This is a genomic window from Actinoplanes sp. NPDC023714 (assembly GCF_040639855.1).
In the GTDB taxonomy this organism is placed as follows: Bacteria; Actinomycetota; Actinomycetes; order Mycobacteriales; family Micromonosporaceae; genus Actinoplanes.
In genome coordinates, this window is the sequence record NZ_JBFAAR010000001.1 from 1,336,614 (window position 1) to 1,357,548 (window position 20,935).

The following is a 20,935-nucleotide window of genomic DNA, read 5'->3' on the forward strand; positions in this document are numbered from 1 at the left end:
GTGCCCGATCAGCCCGGCGGCTAACCACCGCCCTCGAACCTGTTCCCCGATTCGTGTTATCCATGGTCCCCGCGCCCGTCTCCCTTTCCAGGTGACGACGTGTACCCAGGAGAGGCGGACCCATGGCTCGACAACCCGGCATCGCGACGGTGATCGCCGCCCGCGCGGGCGACCCGGCCGCGGTCGACCGGCTCGTGGCCGGTTACCTGCCGCTGGTCTACACCATCGTGGGCCGGGCCCTGGAGGGTCACGCCGACGTCGACGACGTGGTGCAGGAAGTCATGATCCGGGTGCTGCGCAACCTCGGTGAGCTGCGCGAACCCGAGTCGTTCCGGTCCTGGCTCGTGGCGATCACGGTCCGCCAGGTGCGTGAGCGGTTCCGCGGCCGGCACCACGCGCCGGACGAGCTCCTCGACGACGACCTGCGCGATCCGGGCGCCGACTTCACCGATCTCGCGATCACCCGGCTCGAGCTCTCCGGGCAGCGCCGGGAGACCGCCGAGGCGACCCGCTGGCTCGACGAGGAGAACCGGGAACTGCTCTCGCTCTGGTGGCTGGAGGCCTCCGGCGAGCTCACCCGGGACGAGATCGTCGACGCGACGGGCGTCGGCCGCCAGCATGCCGCCGTCCGCATCCAGCGCATGAAACTGCAGCTGGAGACGGCTCGCGCGGTGGTCCGGGCGCTGCACCGCACACCGCGCTGCCCCGATCTCGAGACGGTCCTGACCGGCTGGGACGGCCGCCCCGGCCCGCTCTGGCGCAAGCGGATCGCGCGGCACACCCGGGAGTGCCGCCTCTGCGGCTTCGCCTGGCACGACCTCATCGCCGCCGAGCGGCTTCTGGCGGGCATGGCCTTGGTGCCTCTGCCGCCGGCTTTCCTGACGAGCCTTCCGGGTACGGGCGGAGCCGCCGCTCTCACCGGCTCCGCCGGAACCACCACCTCCACGGCGACCGCGGCGAAGGCCGTACCGGCGAAGCTGCTCGGCTCGGTGGCGCAGAAGGTGCTGGCCGGCGCGCTCACGGCCGGAGCCGTCGCGGGCGGCGGCGCCTACGTGGTGTCCCAGCAGTCCCCGGACCCGGCGCCGCAGGCCGCCGTCGCCGCCTTCACCTCGCCCTCGCCGTCCGCCGCCGGCTCGCCGTCCCCCTCACTGTCACCGGCGGCGTCACCGTCGGCCTCGCCCTCCGCTCCTCCCTCGGCCTCCCCGTCCGGCAAGCCGTCCCGGAAACCGGCCGTGGTGGCCACCGCCGTGGCCTCGGCCAAGAAGGGCGCCGCGGTCTGGAAGTTCACCGGCGCGAAGGCGGCGATCAAGGACGTCGGCGCGTCCTGGTACTACGACTGGGCGCCCAGCGACGACGACGTGCCCGGCCCGGCCGGCGTCGAGTTCGTCCCGATGATCTGGGGTGCCGCGAACGTCACCGACGCCACCCTCAAGCAGGCGAAGTCCGAGGGCGACGACTGGCTGCTCGGCTTCAACGAGCCCGACCTCGCCGAGCAGTCGAACATGTCGGTCGAGGCCGCCCTGGACGCCTGGCCTTCGCTCGAGGCGACCGGCATGAAGCTGGTCAGCCCGGCTGTCGCGTTCGGCGGCGACACGAAGGACGGCTGGCTGGACCGCTTCATGACCGGCGCCTCGGCGCGCGGGCTGAGGGTCGACGCGATCGCCCTGCACTGGTACGGCTCGGACTTCAGCAAGGCCTCGGTGAACCAGTTCCTCGGCTACATCGACGCCGTCCACGAGCGCTACGGCAAGCCGATCTGGATCACCGAGTTCGGCCTGATCGATTTCGGTGGCTCGCCGCGCTATCCGAGCGACGCCCAGAAGGTCGCCTTCATCGAGGGCGCGACGGCCGGCCTGGAGAAGCGGTCGTTCGTCCAGCGGTACGCCTGGTTCGGCCTCCCCGCCGTCGGCGACAGCGTGGACTTCGGCCTCTACAAAGATGGGAAGACCCCGACCGAGGCGGGCAAGGCCTACCGCGCAGCGGGATAGTCTCGGTTCATGATTCGGTTCGGGTACAAGGCGTCGGCCGAGCAGTTCGCACCGTCTGAGCTGCTCAAATACGGAATTCTGGCGGAGGAGCTGGGCTTCGACTCGGTGTTCGTCAGCGACCACCTCCAGCCGTGGCGGCACGACGGCGGCCACGCCCCGGCAGCACTGCCGTGGCTGGGCGCGCTCGCCGCTCGTACCGAAAAGGTCTTGATCGGAACCAGCGTGCTCACGCCCACCTTCCGCTATCACCCCGCGGTGGTCGCGCAGGCCTTCGCCACGCTGGGATGCCTGGCCCCGGGACGCGCCATCCTCGGCGTCGGATCCGGCGAATCGCTCAACGAGGTCCTGCTCGGCACGCAGTGGCCGGACGGCAAGGAGCGCTTCGCCCGGCTCAAGGAGGCGGTCCTGCTGATCCAGAAGCTCTGGGCGGAGGACCGGGTGACGTACGAGGGGCAGTTCTACCGAACCGAGAACGCCACCATCTACGACAAGCCCTCCACCCCGGTCCCGATCTACATCGGCGCCTCCGGCCCGGCCGCGACCCGGCTGGCCGGCCGGATCGCCGACGGCTTCATCACGACCAGCGGCAAGGGGCACGGCCTCTACACCGACACGCTGCTCCCCGCCGTCGGCGAGGGCGCCGCCAAGGCCGGCCGGAAGATCGACGACCTGGACCTGCTCATCGAAGTGAAGGTCTCCTTCGACGACGACCTGGACCGGGCCCGCAACGACACCCACTACTGGGGCGCGCTGGCCCTCTCCCCGGAGGAGAAGACCGGCGTCGAGGACCCGGTCGAGATGCAGCGCCTCGCCGACGCCCTCCCGGTCGAGCGCACCGCCACCCGCTGGATCGTCTCCTCCGACCCGGAGGAGCACGCCGCGAAGGTCACCGAATACCTCGACATGGGCTTCAAGCACCTGGTCTTCCACGCGCCCGGCCCCGACCAGGAGCGTTTCCTCCGCCTCTACTCCCAGGAGATCCTGCCCCGCCTCCGCAACCGTTCCTGACCCTTCTCCCGCCCCGCCCTCTCCCGCGCTCCCTTCGCCCGCGCCCCCTTTGGCCGATCTTGTGAATCTGTGCGGGAGCGGGGCTGCACCGATCAACAAGATCGCCCGCTTTTGGTCGATCTTGTGGTTCTGTGCGGGAACGGGGCTGCACCGATCAACAAGATCGCCCGCTTTTGGTCGATCTTGTGGTTCTGTGCGGGAACGGGGCTGCACCGATCAACAAGATCGGGAATGGGAGGGGCGTGGGGCGCGGGTCAGACCGAGCGGAGGTGGTTGGTGCGGCGAGGGGAAGGGGTCGTCGCCTCGCCGTTGATGACCCGGAGGTTGGGGCGGGTCGGGGTGGTCTGGTCGCGCCAGCGGCGGCGGGAGGGGTTGGCGGCCGGGTCGAGCCGGGGCTTCCCCCAGCCGCGGCCCGCGAACGGCGTCTCGACTCGGCGGTCCTGGCTCGCGAACGGCGTCTCGGCTCGGCGGTCGTGGGCCGCGCTGGTCCGGGCGCGTTCGGTGTTGCGGCGCTCGGTACGGCGGCGCTCGACGAACCCGGGCTCGCCGGGACGGTTCAGGTTGGCGGCCGGGGCGGTGCGGTGCTGGTTGAAGGCGGGCCAGCTTGTGCCGGGCGAGGTCGCGGCGGGCTGATTCACGACGGGACGATTTGCGGCGGGCGGGGACTGCGCGCCGGCGGCCTGGAGACGGGCTGCTCTGAAGTCGGCTGCTGCGGCTGCGGCCTGGGCGGTGGTGGATCTGGCTGTGGTGTGCGGAGTGTCGAGCAGAGGGGCGGCCGCCGCCCGGACGCGGCCGGTCATCACGACGATGCTGTCCTGGGTGGGCTCGGTCGCGGCGCGCCGGGCGGCGGACCACTCGCCGAGCAGGGCGCCGAGCACCGGGAGCAGGGGAGTGGCGGGGCGGCGCGCGCGGGGCGTGGCGGCCACTTCGGCGCCGTTCAGGCCCGCCGCGGCGGTACGGACGGCCAGCAGCGGCTCGATCTCCGGACCGTCGCCGCGGATCGGGTCGAGGCCGGCCACCCGGGGGAGGCCGAGGCGCCCGGCGTCGGCGCGGCGGAAGGCGCGGAGGCCGTGGCCCGGGTCGGTGGGCCGGCAGCCGAACAGGACCCGCAGGAACCACAGCACGACGAGGTCGGCCAGGCCGGCGCGGCGGGTGAGGTAGCGCGAGCCGTGCACCACGTCGGCGCCCGACTCGAGGGCGTCCAGCAGGCGCGGTACCCCTGAGGGATCGGCCGAGGCGGGCAGCGTGACGATGACGTCGCCGGTGGCGGCCTCGACCCCGCAGGCGATCGCGTTCCCGACGCCGCTGCGGGTCTGCCGGATGGCCCGCACCGCACCCGCGGGCACGCCGGGAAGGTCGTCGCCGCGGCCCACCACCACGATCACCTCGTGCACCGGCGGCAGGGCGGCGAGCAGCGCGGGCAGTCCCGACGGAGCGTGAGGCACCACCACGCTCACGGACGGTGACGGGGGTCGGTGACTCGGCGGAACTGGCATGGTGCGGCTGCTCCCGGCTCGGCTGCGGTGCTGTGCCGAAGCTACCCGCCGGCAACGATGTGGCAACCGGGCCTAACGGCTGATAGTGATCAACTGCCCGGACCGAACCGGACCGGGGGCGTCACTCTCCGTACAGATGAAAGGGCTGCCCGGTAAGGTGACCGTTGTGAATAGCATCAAGGCGGTCGTCTTCGACCTGGACGGCGTGATCATCGACACCGAGGAGGTCTGGGAGGAGGTCCGGCGCGGCTATGTGGCCGAGTTCGGGCGTGAGTTCCTGCCGGACAGCCAGGACCGGATGATGGGGATGAGCACCGGCGAGTGGTCGGCCCACCTGGCCGACGAGGTGGGTGTGCCGCGGACCGCCGAGGAGGTGGCCGCCGACGTGCTCGGCCGGATGGCGGAGCGCTACAGGGAGGCGCTGCCGCTGATCCCCGGCTCGGTCGAGGTGGTCCGTGATCTGCGGAAGAGCTACCGCCTCGCGCTGGCGAGCTCGTCCGCCCGCATCCTGATCGACCAGGTGCTGGAGACGGCCGGGATCACCGACGCTTTCGAGGTGACGCTCTCCACCGAGGAGGTGCCGCGCGGCAAGCCGGCCCCGGACGTCTACCTCACCGCCGTACAGAAACTGGGTCTGACCCCGGGGGAGTGCGCGGCGATCGAGGACTCGAGCAACGGTCTGCGGTCGGCGGCGGCAGCGGGCCTCGCCGTGATCGCGGTGCCGCACGGTGTCTACCCGCCGGCCGCCGACGCGCTGGCCGGGGCGCGGGTCGCGGTGACCCGGATCGGCGAGATCACCACGGAGATGATCACCACGCTGTGAGTTTCGTGTGAAAATTCTTCGATACGGGAATGCACGGGTCCGACCGATGGAGGTGGGCCCGTGCAACTGGCCGCAGAAGGTCTTCGACTCGATGTGGACATCGTCGATTACCTGATTCTCGCTATCTACTTCGTCACGGTGCTCGGGGTCGGATTCGCCGCCCGCCGTGCGATCAAGAGCAGTTCCGACTTCTTCCTCTCCGGGCGGTCGATGCCCGCCTGGGTCACCGGTCTGGCCTTCGTCTCGGCCAACCTGGGCGCCCTGGAGATCATCGGCATGGCGGCGAACGGGGCCGAGTACGGCCTGATGACGCTGCACTACTACTGGATCGGCGCGGTGCCGGCCATGGTGTTCCTCGGCATCGTGATGATGCCGTTCTACTACGGGTCGAAGGTCCGCAGCGTCCCCGAGTTCCTGCGGCGCCGCTTCAACCGGCCGACCCACCTCTTCAACGCGCTCAGCTTCGCCCTGGCACAGATGCTGATCGCCGGCGTCAACCTGTACGCCCTCGCGCTCATCCTGCAGGCCCTCCTCGGCTGGCCGCTCTGGATGTCGATCGTCATCGGCGCGGCGATCGTGCTGATCTACATCACGCTCGGCGGCCTCTCCTCGGCGATCTACAACGAGGTGCTCCAGTTCTTCGTGATCCTGGCCGGCCTCATCCCGCTCACCGTCGTCGGCCTGGTGAAGGTCGGCGGCTGGAACGGCCTCGTCGAGAAGGTGCAGGCCAGTCCGCTCGGTGAGGCGGGGCTGAACACCTGGTCGGACACGGCCGGCACCGGCAACCCGCTCGGCGCCAACTGGATCGGCATCATCTTCGGCCTCGGCTTCGTGCTCTCCTTCGGCTACTGGACCACCAACTTCGCCGAGGTGCAGCGCGCGCTCAGCGCCAAGGACATGAACGCGGCCCGGCGTACGCCGATCATCGGCGCGTTCCCGAAGCTGCTCATCCCGGTCGTCACCGTCGTACCCGGCCTGATCGCCCTGGTCACCATCCAGGGCCTCGGCGCCGACTCGGGCGACTACGTCTACAACAACGCGATCCCGCTGCTCATGCGCGACCTGCTGCCGAACGGCGTGCTCGGCGTCGCGGTGACCGGTCTGGTCGCCTCGTTCATGGCCGGCATGGCCGCCAACGTCAGCGGCTTCAACACCGTCTTCACGTACGACATCTGGCAGACGTACATCAAGAAGGACCGGGACGACGCGCACTACATCCGGGTGGGCCGGATCGCCACGATCGGCGGCATCGTCGTCGGCATCGGCACGGCGTTCATCGCGGCCGGCTTCTCCAACATCATGAACTACATCCAGGCGCTGTTCTCGCTCTTCAACGCGCCGCTGTTCGCCACGTTCATCGTCGGCATGTTCTGGAAGCGGATGTCGGCCTGGGCCGGTTTCTGGTCGCTGCTGCTCGGCACCCTCGCCTCGCTGACGCTCTACCTGGGCCACCTGGCCGACGTCTTCAAGTTCAACTCCGACCTGGAGGAGAGCTTCTGGGGCGCCGGCGCCGCGTTCGTGACGGCCGTCATCGTCGCGATCGTGGTCACCAAGTTCACGCCGTCGAAGCCGGAGAACGAGCTGCGCGGGCTGGTCTACGGCCTGGCCGGCGACTCCACCTCGGCGGAGACGATCGTCGCGGGCGACAAGGTCTGGTGGCGTAACCCGGTCCTGCTCGGCGGGATCGCCGTGCTGCTGGCCGTCCTCCTCTACATCCCCGTCTGGTAGGAGCCGACATGAAACTGTTCGACGTCCGCAGCGTGATCGGCTGGATGTTCGTCGTCTACGGCGTCATCGTGACGGCGCTCGGCATCTTCGACAGCCCGGCCGAGATCGAGAAGGCGGAGGGCGTCCGGATCAACCTCTGGATGGGCCTCGCCATGCTCGCCCTCGGCCTCGGGATGCTGCTCTGGCTGCGGTTGAATCCGCCCAAACCGCTCCCGGAAGAGTCAGACCAGAAGGACTGATTGCCGGGTCGTTGGAGAGCGGTTGCGGTTCCGGTGCACAGGGTCCTCATATCTTCAACCCAGGTACCTGTGCATCCGATAACCGGGGCATGAACGCCCTCACCGCTCTCAGCGGCCTCTCCGTAGGAGGCCGCCGCGACCCCGGCTGGCAGGTCCAGCTCCGCGTCGACTACGTCGTCAACCAGGTCATGCAGACCCACCGCGGTCAGTCCGAGGACACCATCAAGCAGGCCATCCAGGATGGGCTGCGGGTCTACGGCGTGGTGCCCAACAAACGCCAGATCAGCCAGTACGCGCAAGCCATCTCGGCCCTGCCGCAACTGCCCCCGAGCCGGTAACGATCATCGCCCGGGAGCAGCAGGGAATCGCAGGATCCGGTCGTCGCCGTCGCGCTGGTCGCCGCGGCCGTCGGTGTTCGATGTGGTCAGCCACAGCGAACCGTCGGGGGCCACGGCGACCGTCCGCAACCGCCCGTACTCGCCGGTGAGCTCGGCCTCGGTCGAGCCACCGCCGAGCGGGACCGTCCAGAGCCGTTCCCCGCGCAGCGCCGCGACGTAGAGCGTGTCGCCGGCGACCGCCGCGCCGCTCGGCGAGGCCTCGTCGGTGGTCCACTGCACGATCGGGTCGGTGAACCTGTCGTCCCCGCCCCGGCCCTCGACCTCGGGCCAGCCGTAGTTCTTCCCCTTCTCGATGATGTTGACCTCGTCGTACTCGTTCTGCCCGAACTCGATCCCGTACATCCGCCCCTGGTCGTCCCAGGCCAGCCCCTGAACGTTCCGATGTCCCAGCGTCCAGACCGGTGACCCCTCCCTCGGGTTGCCGGGCGCCGGGTCGCCCTCCGGGGTGAGCCGCAGGATCTTGCCGCTCGGATCGTCGCCGTCCTGCGAGCGTGACTCCTCGCTCGCGTCGCCGGTGCCGACGTAGAGCATGTCGTCCGGCCCGAACGCGATCCGCCCGCCGTTGTGCCGCGACCCCTTCGTGATGCCGTCGAAGATCACTTCCGGCGTCTTCTCCTCGCCGGCCTTGAACCGGACGATCCGGTTGTCGTCCGCGCCGGTGAAGTACGCGTAGATCCAGTCGTCCCGGAGCGCCAGCCCGAGCAGGCCGCCCTCGCCGCCCGCGTCCACGCCGGGGACGGTGTAGATCTCGCGGGGCTCGCTGCCGGGCCGCACCTCGAGGATCCGCCCGCTGTCCCGCTCGGAGACCAGCGCGGTGCCGTCCTCCCGGAACGCGAGCCCCCAGGGGACGCCGATGCCGGTGGCGACGGTTTCCGGAGCCGAAAAATCCGGATTTATTGCGACAGTTTTAGCACTGCTGCCGGACACCGCCGGCACCGGTTGCACCGTCGGCGGCGTCCCTCCTCCGCTCTCCGTCGAGCAGGCGGTCAGCAGGGCCGCGCCGGTCGCGGCGAGGGTCAGGCGGGTGGTCCGGATCGCATCCATCCGCCAACGTTGCCACGTTCGGAGCACCACCGGCTCGTCGAGGGCGTTCCCGCTTGTGCTAAAAGTGGTTTTTGCCCGATTAGTTCGGAGACAGGTCTTGCGAGCGGGATTCCAAAGACCACGACGGTCGGTCACGGCCGCGATCATCACCCTCACAACCTTTCTTTCGTACGGGGTGAGCCCGGCCCGAGCCGAGACGGCGCTCGGCGTACCACCCCTCGGCAGATACTCCAATGCCGCGACGATCGACTGGCAGCCCTGCCCGGAGGACGCCGCCGCGCAGTGCGGGACCATGCGCGTCCCGGCCGACTGGACCCAGCCCTACGGCCCGTCGATCGAGCTGACCCTGGCCCGCCGGAAGGCCGGCGACCCGAAGCAGCGGATCGGCGTCCTCATGGTCAACCCGGGCGGCCCGGGCGCCTCGGCCGTGAACCAGGCCCTCGACACCGAATACTTCGGCAGCGAGGTGGAACGCCGCTTCGACATCGTCGGCATCGACCCGCGCGGGGTCGGCCGCAGCGCCCCGATCCTCTGCGCCCAGGACGTGGTCGACGCGAAGCCGTCCCCGCTCGTCGCCGACGAGCAGGAGTTCGGCCGGCTCACCGACTACAACCGGAAGCTCGCCGAGGACTGCGCGTCCCGCAGCGGGCCGGTCTTCCGCCAGGCCGGCACCGGGAACGTGGTCCGCGACATGGAGGCGGTCCGGATCGCCCTCGGCGAGCAGAGGATCAGCTTCTACGGCGCCTCGTACGGATCACTGATCGGCCAGATGTACGCCGAGCGCTACCCGGCCCGGCTGCGGGCCCTCGTGCTGGACAGCGTCATGGACCACAGCGCCGACGTGAACGCGTTCGTCGGCCGGACCGCCGAGTCGGCCCAGGACTCGTTCGACCAGTTCGTCGCCTGGTGCGCCCGGGACAGCCAGTGCGCGCTGCGCGGCCGGGACATCAAGGCCATCTGGGGCGAGCTCGTCGAGCGGGCCCGGGCCGGCACCCTCCAGGATCCGTACGACCCGCCGTCCAAGCTGCGCGTCTGGGAGCTGATCTCGGCGGCGTTCAGCGCGTTCTACGACCCGCAGTGGTACTCCTTCGCCTTCTACCTGAAGGCCGCGTACGAGCCCACGCCGGCGGCCCGGCGCGCCCTGCCCGATCTCGACCTCACCCCGCACAGCTTCCCGGCCGTGATGTGCCGGGACTGGTCGCTGCCGGTCGGCGGCTGGGCCGGGTACCGCGCCATGCTCGGCCGGCTGGCCGTCGCCGCCCCGCAGATGCTCGCCTCGCCGCTCGCGCTCACCGCCGTCTCCGGCTGCGCCGGCTGGCCCGACCCGGTCGCCGACCCGCAGCGGCCGATCCCGCCCGCGACCGTGCCGGTGCTCGTCGTCAACGCGCGGCACGACCCGGCCACCGCGTACGCCTGGGCGAAGAGCGTGACGGGGCAGCTCGGCCCGAAGGCGCGGCTGCTCACCTACGACGGGTGGGGTCACGTCGCCTACGGGCACAGCGACTGCGTGTCCGCGGCGGCCGACCGCTATCTGACCACCCTCGCCCTGCCGGCCGCGGGCGCGACCTGCCCACCGGTCGCCCCGGTTCCCTACGGCGTCGGCTGATCTCGTCCCCTGCGGTTGTGCCCCGCCGTGATCCCCGGTAGGCAGGGAATCGACAACCGACACTGTCCTGACTGGAGGGCCGATGCGGTTCCTGCCCGCGCTCACAGCGCTTTCCCTGACCACACTCGGCGTCGCGGTCGCGGCGCCACCGGCATCGGCGGGCGGTGCCCCCTCAGGCCCGACCGCCATCGGGTACGGCGGCGCCGTCGCCACGGTCGACCCCACCGCCACCGCGGTCGGCCTCGACGTGCTGCGCCACGGCGGCAACGCGGTCGACGCCGCGATCGCCGCGGCGGCCACCCTCGGCGTGACCGAGCCGTTCTCGGCCGGGATCGGCGGCGGCGGCTTCTTCGTCTACTACGACGCGAAGCGCCGCAGCGTCTCCACCATCGACGGGCGGGAGACCGGCCCGGCCACGATGACCGAGAAGCACTTCATCGACCCGGCGGACGGGTTGCCGTACGACTTCGCCGAGGCACGGGTCAGCGGGCTCTCGGTCGGCGCGCCCGGCACCCTCGCCACCTGGGAGTCGGCCGCCCGCAGGTGGGGCACCCGGTCGCTCGCGGCCGGCCTGAAACCCGCCGCCGCGGTGGCCGAGCGCGGCTTCCCGGTCGACGCGACCTTCCGCCAGCAGGTCGCCGACAACGCGGCCGCGTTCGGCCAGTTCGACTCGACCCGGGAGATCTACCTGCCCGGGGGCGCGCCGCCCGCGGTCGGCTCCACGCTGCGGAATCCGGACCTCGCCGCGACGTACCGGCTGATCGCCCGCAAGGGCACCGACGTCTTCTACCGGGGAGCCGTCGCCGAGGACCTGGTGGAGACGGTCCAGAACCCGCCGGTGGCGGACGATCCCACGGGAGTGTGGGCGTACCCGATCAGGCCTGGCACCCTCACCAAGGGTGACCTGGCCCGCTATCGTCTCCGATTCCCCGCGCCGACCCGCTCGGACTACGAGAACCTGACGATCTACGGGATGAACACCCCCTCGTCGGGTGGCGTCGCGGTCAGCGAGGCCCTGAACGTCATCGAGAAGGGCCTGCCCGCGTCCGCCACCACGATCGACAAGCTGCACTACTACCTGGAGGCGTCGGCGCTCTCCTTCGCCGACCGCAACCGGTACGTCGGGGCCGACACCCCGCAGCGGACGGTCCAGCGCCTGATCTCGGACCGGTGGGCCGGCCAGCGGGCCTGCCGGATCGACCCGGCGGAGGCGCTGGTCAAGCCGGTCCCGCCCGGTGACCTCGCCGCCACCGGCTGCACCCCGGCCACCGTCGGCGGACCCACCGAGCAGGGGCAGAGCACCACGAACCTGACCGTCGCCGACCGCTGGGGCAACATCGTCGAATACACCTTCACGATCGAGCAGACCGGCGGCAACGCCATGGTCGTGCCCGGCCGCGGCTTCCTGCTCAACAACGAGCTGACCGACTTCAACTTCGCGCCCACCCAGGGCACCGCGCCCGACCCGAACCTGCCCGGCCCCGGCAAGCGGCCGCGCAGCTCGATGTCGCCGACCATCGTCCTGAAGGACGGCAAGCCGTTCCTCGCCCTCGGCTCACCCGGCGGCGCCACCATCATCACGACCGTCCTGCAGATTCTCCTCAACCGCGTCGAGCTGGGCATGACCCTCCCCGAGGCGATGGCGGCCCCGCGCGCCTCCCAGCGCAACACCGCCGGGATCCAGGCCGAGACCGCATTCCGTACGCGGTACGGCCCCGCCCTGACCGAGCGCGGCCACACCTTCGGGCCCGATGTGGCCGAGCTCGGAGCCGCCACCGCCATCGAATTCACCAGGGGCGGAGGCCTCATCGCCGCCGCCGAACCCGCCCGCCGGGGCGGCGGAGCAGCGGCGGTGGTCCACCAGCGCCGCTGAGAAGTCTTCGCACCGCGGTTCGCCGGCCGCCGTCCCGACCACCCGGGCGTGACGGAGTTCTGTCCGGCGAGCTCCCGGAGTTGCGGGAGCTCGCCGGACGCCACGCGAAACCGTCGCCGGCTCAGCCGACCGGGTACGCGGCGAACACCCGTTCCCGTTCGCGGCGTGCGGCCCTGGCCGGGTCGGACTGGTCGTCGTGGGGGCGGTACTGCGTCAGTGACTCGTAGAAGCCGCTGCTCGGCAGGCCGTTCCGGCCCGCGTTGACGACCAGCACCGGCAGCAGCACGCCCTTCTCGGCCCAGGAGCGCTCGGTCACGGCGATCAGCGTGTCGATCATCGCGGGGCCGCGGACCGGGAGGCCCGGGACCATCGCGCTCAGGCCGGAGTACGTCACGACGGCCCGCTCCCGAGCCTTGCGCACCAGGATGTCGTAGGTCGCCGCGACCACCTCGGGTCTCATCGCTGCCCCTCCGTCCCCTGAGCGCGGGCCCCACAGCGTGCGGTGGCTCGCGGTGGTGATCGCTTCGGACTCTGCGCCGGTGCGCTTACCGGCAGAGTCAGGGTCCCGGAGTGGTGGGGTGATATCAAGCTTCGCCAGAGGGCGATGCCGCTCGCCAGGAGTGGTCGCAGTCCGTTAGCCTGCAAGTGCAGAGGGGAGTATTCCCACTCGGCGTTCTCGTCAACACGGAGCGGCACCCTTGTGGAAGGGCCCTCCCGGGGACGTCGGCCCAGTTCAACTGGGCGGAAGAGACCTCGGCTACTGACCCATGCGGTCGAGCCGAGGTGCCTCTTCCACATCCCTGTCCCAGGGGAAGGCCTCGGCTCGATCGCCGTCGTGGCGAGGAGCCTTGCTGTGGAACTCATCTCGTGGGACGTTGCCATCCCTCTCATCGCCGTCGCCATTCCCGCCGGCGCGCGCGGGGTGGCTGTTCTGGCGACCTCCATGGTCGCGACGTTCGCGCGGAAACCGGAGCGGCGGCTGGCGGCCCGGCGCGCTCTTGCGCTCCTACTGGGCCGCCGGCGCGAGGAGGAGGACTGACGCCGGGCGTCAGCGGACTTCGAGTGGCAGGCGGATCAGGACGGTGGTTCCCGAGTCGCCGCCGGTCAGTTCGACGCTTCCCTGGTGTTTCTCGACCACCGCTCGGCTCAGGGTCAGGCCCAGGCCACTGCCGGGGATGGCACGTTCGTTGGCCCGGCTCGTGCGGTAGTGGCCGGTGAACAGCTGTTCGCGCTCGGCTCGGGGGATGTCGCCCGCCGCGTCGGAGACGGAGAGCTCGGCGGCCCGGCCGGTGCTGCGCAGGGCCACCGAGACGTGGCCGCCGTCGGGGCTGTAGCGGACCGCCATGCCGAGCAGGTTCTGCACGATGTGGCGCATGCGGTCCTTGTCGCACGGGACGATCAGCTCGGCGGGCAGGTCGGCGTCGATGACGACGGGTTCGCCGTCGATGGCGAGGCGGGTGCGGTCGACGACGTCGCGGACCACGGCGGCCAGGTCGATGGGGGTACGCCGGACGTCGGCGTGCCCGGCGTCCAGGGCGGACAGCTCCAGCAGCTCGTTGATGATCTCCCGGAGCTGGGTGGTGTTCCGCTCCACCACCTTGATGAGGCGGGGGCCGTCCCGGACCAGGGTGGCCTCGTCGGCCTCGCGGAGCAGCTCGGTGTACGCGCTGATGGACGTGAGCGGGGTGCGCATCTCGTGGCCGATCAGGGCCAGGTATTCGTTCTTGCTCCGGGTCAGCTGCAGCTGGAGGTCCTCGACGCGGCGGCGTTCGACGAACTGGCCCAGGTGGGCGGCGATCCCGGACATCAGGGCGAGAAGTTCGTCCTCCGGGTCCTCGACGGCGTCGGCGAAGACGGTGAGCACCCCGATCGGGCCGGCGCCGTCGTGCACCGGGATGGCGAGGGCCGTGTGCAGGCGGTCGGCGGAGGTGTCCGGGGAGATGAGGCTCTGCGGCCGGCCCACGTCACGGATCCACAGCGGCTTGTCGACCTGCCAGGCCCGGCCGGCGAGACCCTGGCCGTACGCGAGCCGGTCCGGCACCGGGATGTCGGCGGGCCAGCCGGGAGCGCTCCAGCGGGCGGCCGCGCGGACCGTGCCCTCCTCGACCAGCCACAGCTCGGCGTGCACCCAGTCCAGCGCGCCGACGATCGCCTCCAGCACCCGCGGGCCGGCCGCCTCGATGCTCGGCGCCTCCGCCAGCGCCGTCGTGACGGCCAGCTCGCAGCTGCGGAACTTCTCGGCGCGGCGCTGCCGGGTGACGTCCTGAACGGCCTGCACGGCGCCGAGCACCCGGCCGTCGACGCCGTGGATCGGCTGCGCGTCCATGACGTAGTAGTGGGTGCGCCGGCTGCGCCCGTGCAGGGCGAGCGGCTCGTCCCGGATCACCTCGCCGCGCAGCGCCCGGACCAGGCCCAGGTCGTCGCGGGTCAGCGGGGTGCCGGTGGCGTCGGTGAGGCCGGGCGTCGTCTCGGTGCCGAAGACGTTCTCGCCCCAGAGCCGCATCCGCTCGTTGACGAACGCGATCCGGCCGGTGGCGTCGCAGGCCACCACGCCGTCGTGCAGGCTGTCCAGCACCGCGTCGAGGAACCGGTGCTGCTGTTCCAGCTCGTACCGGGCGATCTGCTCGCCGATCAGCAGCGTCGCCACCTCGGACGCCTCGGAGACGGCCGCGATCTGCTCGGGGGTCCACGGGCGGGGGCTGTGGTCATACGCGTAGCAGACCCCGAGGACCGCGCCGGCCCGGTCGTGCACGGGGCAGCCGAGGTAGGCGCCGCCGGTGCGCCGGAGCAGGCCGTCCGGGATCCGCGGGTCGTGCTGGGCGTCGTCCACGACCAGGGTGGCGCCGGAGCCGACCACGAGGCCGCCGAGCGAGGAGTCGAGGCTGCTCTCGGCGACGACCTCCCAGTCGGCGGAGACGCCCCAGCTGCCGTAGAGGCGCAGCCGGGAGTCCTCGACGAACTGGATGCAGGCGCTCGGGGCGTGCGCCGCCCGGGCCACCAGGGCGGCCAGCTGGTCGGCGGATCCGGAAGTGAGCACGCCGCGGTGCAGGGAGGGGCCGGCCGCTGAGGCTTCGGCCAATACGTCCCGCAGCGAGCCGGTCCGGCGAGCCGGATGTGCGGCAGCCGCCGGCGAGCTGAGCCCGTCGGCGGCTGACCCCCCGTGAGGTGCGGCCGGGCGTGCGAGAGTCGCGGCCTCTGCCGCACCGGTCCCGTCGGACCGCCCGGCGTCGATGCCGGCGTCATCTCGCCGCATGGCTGACCTCCAGCCTCCAGCCTAGAGGCCTTAAAGGGCTAAAAGGGGCAAAACCGAGGGCGGCCGGTGCCTGCGGCATCCCAAGCCGCCGGACGGGCGGGATCGTGGCCGTCGTGGGCCGCGCCCGCCGGCCCCGCCGCGTGTGGATCCGTGGTCGTGGGGAGTCAGCTACGTTCGTACCGAAGATCTGCGATAGGGCGACCAGCGGCGGCCCCGCGCCTCTCGAACTTGGTCTTGGGCCGCCGGTGTTCCCGATCGGTGCGGTGAAGGCCCGGATCGGCGTCGAGGGTCTCCGCCATCGCGGCCGCATAGTCCGGCCAGTCCGTGGCGCAGTGCAGCACGCCGCCCGGACGCAGGCGATCACGGATCAGGGCGACGTTCGACGGCTGGATCAGGCGGCGCTTGTGGTGGCGCGCCTTCGGCCACGGATCGGGGAAGAAGACGTGCACCGCGTCGAGCGCTCCCGGCGCGATCCGGTGCACCAGCTGCATGGCGTCGCCGTGAGCGATCCGGACATTCGTCAGGTTCCGCTCACGGGCGAGTGCCAGCAGGTTGCCGATGCCGGGCGTGTGCACCTCGACACCGAGATAGTCGCGTCCCGGGTCTGCCTCGGCCATCTCGGCCGTCGCATCGCCCATGCCAAAACCGATTTCGAGTACGACCGGAGCACCGCGACCGAACAATTCCGTCAGATCCAGAGCACTCCGGTCGCCGTCGACGACGGTGAAGCCGAAAGTCGGCCAGAGAGCGGTGTGCGCGTCATGGTGGCGTGCGCTCATCCGTCCCCGGCGAGGGTGGAATGTGCGGATGGGCCGGATGTCAGTCTCAGTCATGGCGGCCCCATGGTAGTTCGTCCTAACGCATCATCGGCTGGACGCTCGGCTGCGAACCCGACTTGAACGGGGTGCGCAGGCCGTTCGCGAGACCGACCACCGTCACCCACGCGGTGCCGGCCTTCTCGCTGGTGAGCACGGCCCGCCCGGCGTCGACGTAGTCAAGCTCACGGTCCATCGCGTTGCCGATCGTGCGGGTCGCGCCGGTGATCGCGTCGTACTCCACGAGGTGCACCGGCTTGCTCTCGTCCGCCGTCTCACCCTCCTGGAAAGCCGTGAACGCCAGCTTCGCGCCGTCCGAACGCCAGCTCGGGACCACCGCGAAACCGCTGTTCTGTACGCCGCCACCACCATAGGCGGCCACCGTCTTCTCACCACCGGTCGTCACGTCGCCGAGGCTCAGGCACGCGTCATAGATCGACTCGCAGTTGCCGCCGCGGAAGGCGAGCTGCTTGCCGTCCGGGGACCAGGCGACCGCGTTGTCCGACTTGAGCTCCTTCTGGACGCTCTTCGCCGCCTCCGCCTCGGCCGGCAGGGCCTCGGTCTTGCAGTCGCTCGGGAACATCACCTGGGGTGTGGCCGCTCCGGTGGCCTTGATCTTGAAGACGCCGGGGCCGCCGGTGCAGGACAGCGAGGAGAACGCGATCCACTTGCCGTCCGGGGACCACGAGGGCCCGGCCGCCGGGCGGGTGGTGAGGCGGCGCTGGTTCGAGCCGTCCGCGTTCATGGTCCAGAGCTGGCCCCTGTTCAGGTACGCGATCTGCCTGCCGTTCGGCGACCAGCGCGGACGGGCCGCGGTGCCGCCGGTGGTGAGGCGCTTCTCGGTGGTGCCCTTGCTGGTGTAGACGTCGCCACCGCGTACGTAGGCGACCAGGCTCGGCAGGTTCGCCTGGGTTGCGGCCTGGCTCGTGGCCTTTGCCTGGGTCGTCGCGGGTGTTGCCTGGGCCGCTCCCGCTGCCGGGTTGCAGACCGCGCAGCAGATGCCCGCCGTCGCCGCTACCGCTACCTGACCGAAGTTCTTCATGGCCGAACGCCCCCCGAAGTTCTGCCCTACTTTGCGCTTGCACCAGGAAGCATCGTCGCAACCGGCTGGCTGCTGAGCGGGAACCACGCGGATACCAGAAAAATCACGGCTGATCGGGTTATGTCGGGTTGGTCCTTACGGTTGAGGGGTGGGCCGGCGCCCTCCGGTGCGGCCGGCTCGGACTGGCTGTACGGGAGGGCTGGGTTGGCGCCCGATTTGTCGCTCTGTGGTGCAGCTGGGCTTCGCGGGCTCAGGTTCGGGCGTCGGCGTCGGCATCGGCTTCGGCTTGGGGCTGCTTGGTGGGGGCGGTGGGTTCGGCGCGCAGGTAGAGCGTTGCCACCGCGCCCAGGAGCAGAGCGCCGCCGGCGATCGTGGTGGCGCCGAGCGGCTCGTCGATCAACAGGACGGCCAGGAGGGCTGCCGTGAGCGGTTCGAGCAGGGTGACGACGGCGGCGACGCTGCCGGTGGTGTGGCGCAGGCCGGTGTAGAAGAGGGCGTACGCCAGGGCCGTCGTGATCGCGCCGGCGTAGACGAGCAGCGCCACCGGCTTCAGCTCCGGGGTGAAGGCGAGTCCCTCGGCCGCCGCGATCGGCAGCAGGGTGAGGGTGCCGATGGCGCAGGACAGCGTGGTGAGGATGAGCGGTTCGACGCCCTGGGTGGTGTGCCGGCTCAGGGCGGTGGAGGCGGCGTACACGATCCCGGAACCGACCGCCGCGAGCAGCCCGAGCCCGGCCGCGGCCAACCCGGGTCCGGCCGTCGCGCCGGCGATCAGGACGAGACCGGCGATCGCCGCGGCCGACGCGGCCAGGGCCGCGGTGCCGGGCCGCTGCCGGGTACGGGCCGTCTCCCACGCGCTGAGCAGCACCGGCGCGATGCCGAGGCTCACCACCGTGGCGATGCTGACGCCGCCGAGACGGACCGCCACGAAGTACAGCGCCTGGTACGCGGCGAGCCCGGCCCCGGCCAGCGTGATCGCCAGCGGCGCGCTACGGAAGGCCGCGACGATCCGCCGCCGGGCCGGGAACCCGAGCAGCAGCATGACGATGGCCGCGAACAGCAGCCGATAGAACCCGATCGCCACGGCGCCGAGGCCGGTCCCCTCGGCGACGACCTGGACGACCACGCCGGCCGTACCCCAGAGGATGCCGGCGGCGGACAGTTGCAGAAGTGCCAGGCGTGCGCCGGCAGCAGAAGAAGAGAACACGGGTGCGCTCCGGAAGAGAGAAGTGAGTCGGTGTCGGCAGGCACCGGAGCGCAGCGATGAACGACCGTCCGAGCAGTGCCCGGACGGCGGGGGCGGGCGCTCCGGTCAGGAGCGCGGCGGGCCGAGGTTGCCGAGATCGAGGGAAAGACTCACGCGCGCAGCGTAGCGGACGAGGGCCGGGGGTTGTCGCGCCGTGATGCCGTGATGGGCGCAACAGCCGGCCGAGGAGCGCGCCCGCCTCCGCGACATCTCAACCACCGCGACGTGTTGAGTTCGGGCGTGATCCGGACCACAACTCAACACGCGACGTCTCGACGACCGCGGCGTGTTGAGTTCGGGCGCGATCCGGACCACAACTCAACACGCGACGTCTCGACGACCGCGGCGTGTTGAGTTCAGGCGCGATCCGGACCACAACTCAACACGCAACGGCACGACCACCGCGGCGTGTTGAGTTCGGGCGTGATCCGCACCTCAACTCAACACGCGACGGCACGACCACCGCGGCGTGTTGAGTTCGGGCGCGATCCGCACCTCAACTCAACACGCGACGGCAATGTGAACACGCGGGGCGGGACGCAAGGGGGCGCCCCCAGCGTGACGGGCAGTTCACGCCGGGGGCGCCGTGGTGGGGAGGGTCAGGGAGGTCAGGCCGCTGCCTGGGTGGCCGTCGCCGACCACATCGCGGTGAAGGCGGCCGCCTCGCCGGCCAGCCAGCTTTCGACGTAGGCCGGCTGGGCCGCCGTGTCGAGACGGTGGGTGGCGCCGCGGCGGACGTCGACCAGGACCGGCTCGGCGTTGGGCAGGATCTGGTCCATGTGGCTCGCCATCAGGTGCAGCATGGCGGTCACCGCCTCGGTGCTCGGCGGCTCCTCGTCGAAGTGGAGGCGGACGGCCTCGCGGCGCCCGTCGTCGAAGCGCAGGCCGAAATGCGGGTTGATCTTCACGGCGAGCGGGCCGACCGTGGCGATGGCGTCGCGGGTCTGCGCGAGGTTGACCTTCTCCGGGTCGCCGAGGGACGCGAGGTAGGCCCGGGCGCCGCCGCGCAGTGTCGAGTAGAGCGGCTTCCACCGGTCTTTCACCAGCCCGACGACGCCGTCGAGGTAGGTCCCGCCGGTGCGGAACGCGATGTCGGCCTTCAAGGCCTTCACCAATTGGCCGTGCGGGTTGAAGCCGGACCGGCGCTCCCGCTGCTTGCGCAGGCCGCCCACGAACGTGGCCTTGGCCGGGCCGGTGCGGGAAACGTACCGCGTGAAGCCGAGCATCGTGGCGTAGGGAGGGATCACGGGCACAGGGTTGGTCGAGAGCGTGGACATGGTCACGTCGGTCTCCTCACTAGCGCTGCCCGGCGTCCGAAAACCACCGAAGATCAGCAGCTCAGGCCCCCTCTTTCGTACATACATACTAATCGACGGGTACGACATTCCCAACGCGAAAACGGCGCCACCCGGAGGGGGTGACGCCGTTCTCACGAGACGGAGGGCTATTCGTCCCGGCTCTGTTCGGCGAGGAAGCGCTCCAGCTCGGCGCCCAGCTCCTCGGCCGTCGGGAGGGGGGTGTCGGTGCCGGCCAGGAGGTTGCCCTGGCGGCCCCGGACGAAGGCGTCGTACTGCGCCTCGAGCGAGGTGACCAGCCGGCCGGCCTGCTCGTCGTCGGCGATCTGCTTGTCGACCTCTTCGCGGACCAGGGTCGCCGATTCGCGCAGGCCGCCGGTGGGCAGGGCCAGGCCGGTGGAGGCGGAGACCGAATCGAGGAGGAGCTCGGCGGCGGCCGGGTAGCCGGTCTGGGCCAGGTAGTGCGGGACGTGGGCGGCGTAGCCGAGCGCGTCGTGCCCGTTCTGGCCGAGGCGGAACTCGAGGAGGTTGCCGACACTGGCCGGCACCTGGACCCGCTGCAGCCAGGACTCGTGGTCGCCGAGGAGCTTCTTGTCGGTCGCGTGCGCGGTGACCCCGACCGGCCGGGTGTGCGGGACGGCCATCGGGATCGCGTTGAGGCCGACGGTCACCCGTACACCCAAGGTTTTGATCAATTGGGTCGTCGCGGCGATGAAGCGCTCCCACTGCAGATCCGGCTCCGGGCCCGCCAGCAGCAGGAACTTGGTGCCGAGCTGGTCGGTCACCAGGTGCAGCGCGAGAACCGGGTCCTCGTAGCTCTCGAAGTGGTCGGCCACGAAGATCATCGGGGGGCGGCGGGATCGGTAGTCGAGGAGCTGGTCCAGGTCGAAGGTCGCGACGACCTCGCTCTCCAGGTTCTCCAGCATGTGGTCCCGGGCCAACTGGATCGCACTGCCGGCGTCGACGAACCCGGTGAGCGCCTGGATGAGCACCGGGCTGTCCAGGACCGGCAGCTCACCGGTCACCTCGTAGAGCCCGTGTGGGTCGAGCACGCTGCGGTCCTCCTCGCGAGTGGGTAACCGTT

18 protein-coding genes are annotated in these 20,935 nt (G+C 71.1%); 9 read left to right on the forward strand and 9 right to left on the reverse strand.

Annotated elements, in window-relative coordinates:
- Positions 1–122 precede the first annotated feature (122 nt).
- Positions 123–1,988: a sigma-70 family RNA polymerase sigma factor gene (locus AB0G10_RS06260; protein ID WP_360917303.1), complete on the forward strand. Its 1,866-nt coding sequence runs from the start codon at positions 123–125 to the stop codon at positions 1,986–1,988.
- Between the two features lie 9 nt (positions 1,989–1,997).
- Entirely contained in the window at positions 1,998–2,996 is a 999-nt protein-coding gene (gene fgd / locus AB0G10_RS06265; protein ID WP_360917306.1) for a glucose-6-phosphate dehydrogenase (coenzyme-F420), read from the forward strand.
- A 254-nt stretch (positions 2,997–3,250) separates the two neighbouring features.
- Here the strand turns inward: fgd and AB0G10_RS06270 are convergent, their stop codons facing one another.
- Positions 3,251–4,447: a hypothetical protein gene (locus AB0G10_RS06270; RefSeq protein WP_360917309.1), complete on the reverse strand. Its 1,197-nt coding sequence runs from the start codon at positions 4,445–4,447 to the stop codon at positions 3,251–3,253.
- 181 nt (positions 4,448–4,628) lie between these two features.
- On the opposite strand from AB0G10_RS06270, the gene AB0G10_RS06275 reads away from it, so the two are divergent.
- The 4 genes from AB0G10_RS06275 (at position 4,629) to AB0G10_RS06290 (ending at position 7,620) form a co-directional block, all read left to right on the forward strand.
- Positions 4,629–5,315, forward strand: coding sequence for an HAD family phosphatase (locus tag AB0G10_RS06275; protein WP_360917312.1), 687 nt, complete (start codon positions 4,629–4,631; stop codon positions 5,313–5,315).
- A gap of 66 nt (positions 5,316–5,381) precedes the next feature.
- A complete protein-coding gene (locus AB0G10_RS06280; RefSeq protein WP_360917973.1) occupies positions 5,382–7,043 on the forward strand; it encodes a sodium:solute symporter family protein in 1,662 nt (553 codons plus the stop codon).
- An 8-nt stretch (positions 7,044–7,051) separates the two neighbouring features.
- Positions 7,052–7,282: a hypothetical protein gene (locus AB0G10_RS06285; protein WP_360917315.1), complete on the forward strand. Its 231-nt coding sequence runs from the start codon at positions 7,052–7,054 to the stop codon at positions 7,280–7,282.
- Between the two features lie 89 nt (positions 7,283–7,371).
- The gene (locus tag AB0G10_RS06290; protein WP_360917318.1) at positions 7,372–7,620 is read left to right on the forward strand and encodes a hypothetical protein; all 249 of its coding nucleotides are present in this window, start codon (positions 7,372–7,374) and stop codon (positions 7,618–7,620) included.
- A 3-nt stretch (positions 7,621–7,623) separates the two neighbouring features.
- Here AB0G10_RS06290 and AB0G10_RS06295 read toward each other — a convergent pair whose 3' ends face one another.
- Entirely contained in the window at positions 7,624–8,724 is a 1,101-nt protein-coding gene (locus tag AB0G10_RS06295; protein WP_360917321.1) for a PQQ-dependent sugar dehydrogenase, read from the reverse strand.
- Positions 8,725–8,899: 175 nt separating this feature from the next.
- On the opposite strand from AB0G10_RS06295, the gene AB0G10_RS06300 reads away from it, so the two are divergent.
- Together AB0G10_RS06300 and ggt are read left to right on the forward strand one after the other, a co-directional pair.
- Entirely contained in the window at positions 8,900–10,330 is a 1,431-nt protein-coding gene (locus tag AB0G10_RS06300; protein ID WP_360917324.1) for an alpha/beta hydrolase, read from the forward strand.
- Between the two features lie 82 nt (positions 10,331–10,412).
- Complete coding sequence (gene ggt, locus AB0G10_RS06305; RefSeq protein ID WP_360917327.1) at positions 10,413–12,203, forward strand: gamma-glutamyltransferase; 1,791 nt, start codon at positions 10,413–10,415, stop codon at positions 12,201–12,203.
- A gap of 121 nt (positions 12,204–12,324) precedes the next feature.
- Here ggt and AB0G10_RS06310 read toward each other — a convergent pair whose 3' ends face one another.
- Positions 12,325–12,663 (reverse strand): hypothetical protein, encoded by a 339-nt coding sequence (locus tag AB0G10_RS06310; protein ID WP_360917330.1) that lies wholly within the window; start codon positions 12,661–12,663, stop codon positions 12,325–12,327.
- A gap of 393 nt (positions 12,664–13,056) precedes the next feature.
- On the opposite strand from AB0G10_RS06310, the gene AB0G10_RS06315 reads away from it, so the two are divergent.
- On the forward strand, positions 13,057–13,242 hold the full coding sequence (locus AB0G10_RS06315) for a hypothetical protein (RefSeq protein ID WP_360917333.1): 186 nt from the start codon (positions 13,057–13,059) through the stop codon (positions 13,240–13,242).
- A gap of 9 nt (positions 13,243–13,251) precedes the next feature.
- On the opposite strand, the gene AB0G10_RS06320 is transcribed toward AB0G10_RS06315, so the two are convergent.
- The 6 genes from AB0G10_RS06320 to AB0G10_RS06345 form a co-directional block, all read right to left on the reverse strand.
- A complete protein-coding gene (locus AB0G10_RS06320) occupies positions 13,252–15,240 on the reverse strand; it encodes an ATP-binding protein (protein WP_360917336.1) in 1,989 nt (662 codons plus the stop codon).
- 380 nt (positions 15,241–15,620) lie between these two features.
- Positions 15,621–16,289, reverse strand: coding sequence for a tRNA (guanosine(46)-N7)-methyltransferase TrmB (gene trmB / locus AB0G10_RS06325; protein ID WP_360917340.1), 669 nt, complete (start codon positions 16,287–16,289; stop codon positions 15,621–15,623).
- A gap of 22 nt (positions 16,290–16,311) precedes the next feature.
- Positions 16,312–17,313: a hypothetical protein gene (locus tag AB0G10_RS06330; RefSeq protein WP_360917343.1), complete on the reverse strand. Its 1,002-nt coding sequence runs from the start codon at positions 17,311–17,313 to the stop codon at positions 16,312–16,314.
- 250 nt (positions 17,314–17,563) lie between these two features.
- Entirely contained in the window at positions 17,564–18,517 is a 954-nt protein-coding gene (locus AB0G10_RS06335) for an EamA family transporter (protein WP_360917346.1), read from the reverse strand.
- A 647-nt stretch (positions 18,518–19,164) separates the two neighbouring features.
- Complete coding sequence (locus AB0G10_RS06340) at positions 19,165–19,833, reverse strand: hypothetical protein (RefSeq protein WP_360917974.1); 669 nt, start codon at positions 19,831–19,833, stop codon at positions 19,165–19,167.
- Positions 19,834–20,000: 167 nt separating this feature from the next.
- Entirely contained in the window at positions 20,001–20,903 is a 903-nt protein-coding gene (locus AB0G10_RS06345; protein WP_360917349.1) for a PAC2 family protein, read from the reverse strand.
- Between the last annotated feature and the right edge of the window lie 32 nt (positions 20,904–20,935).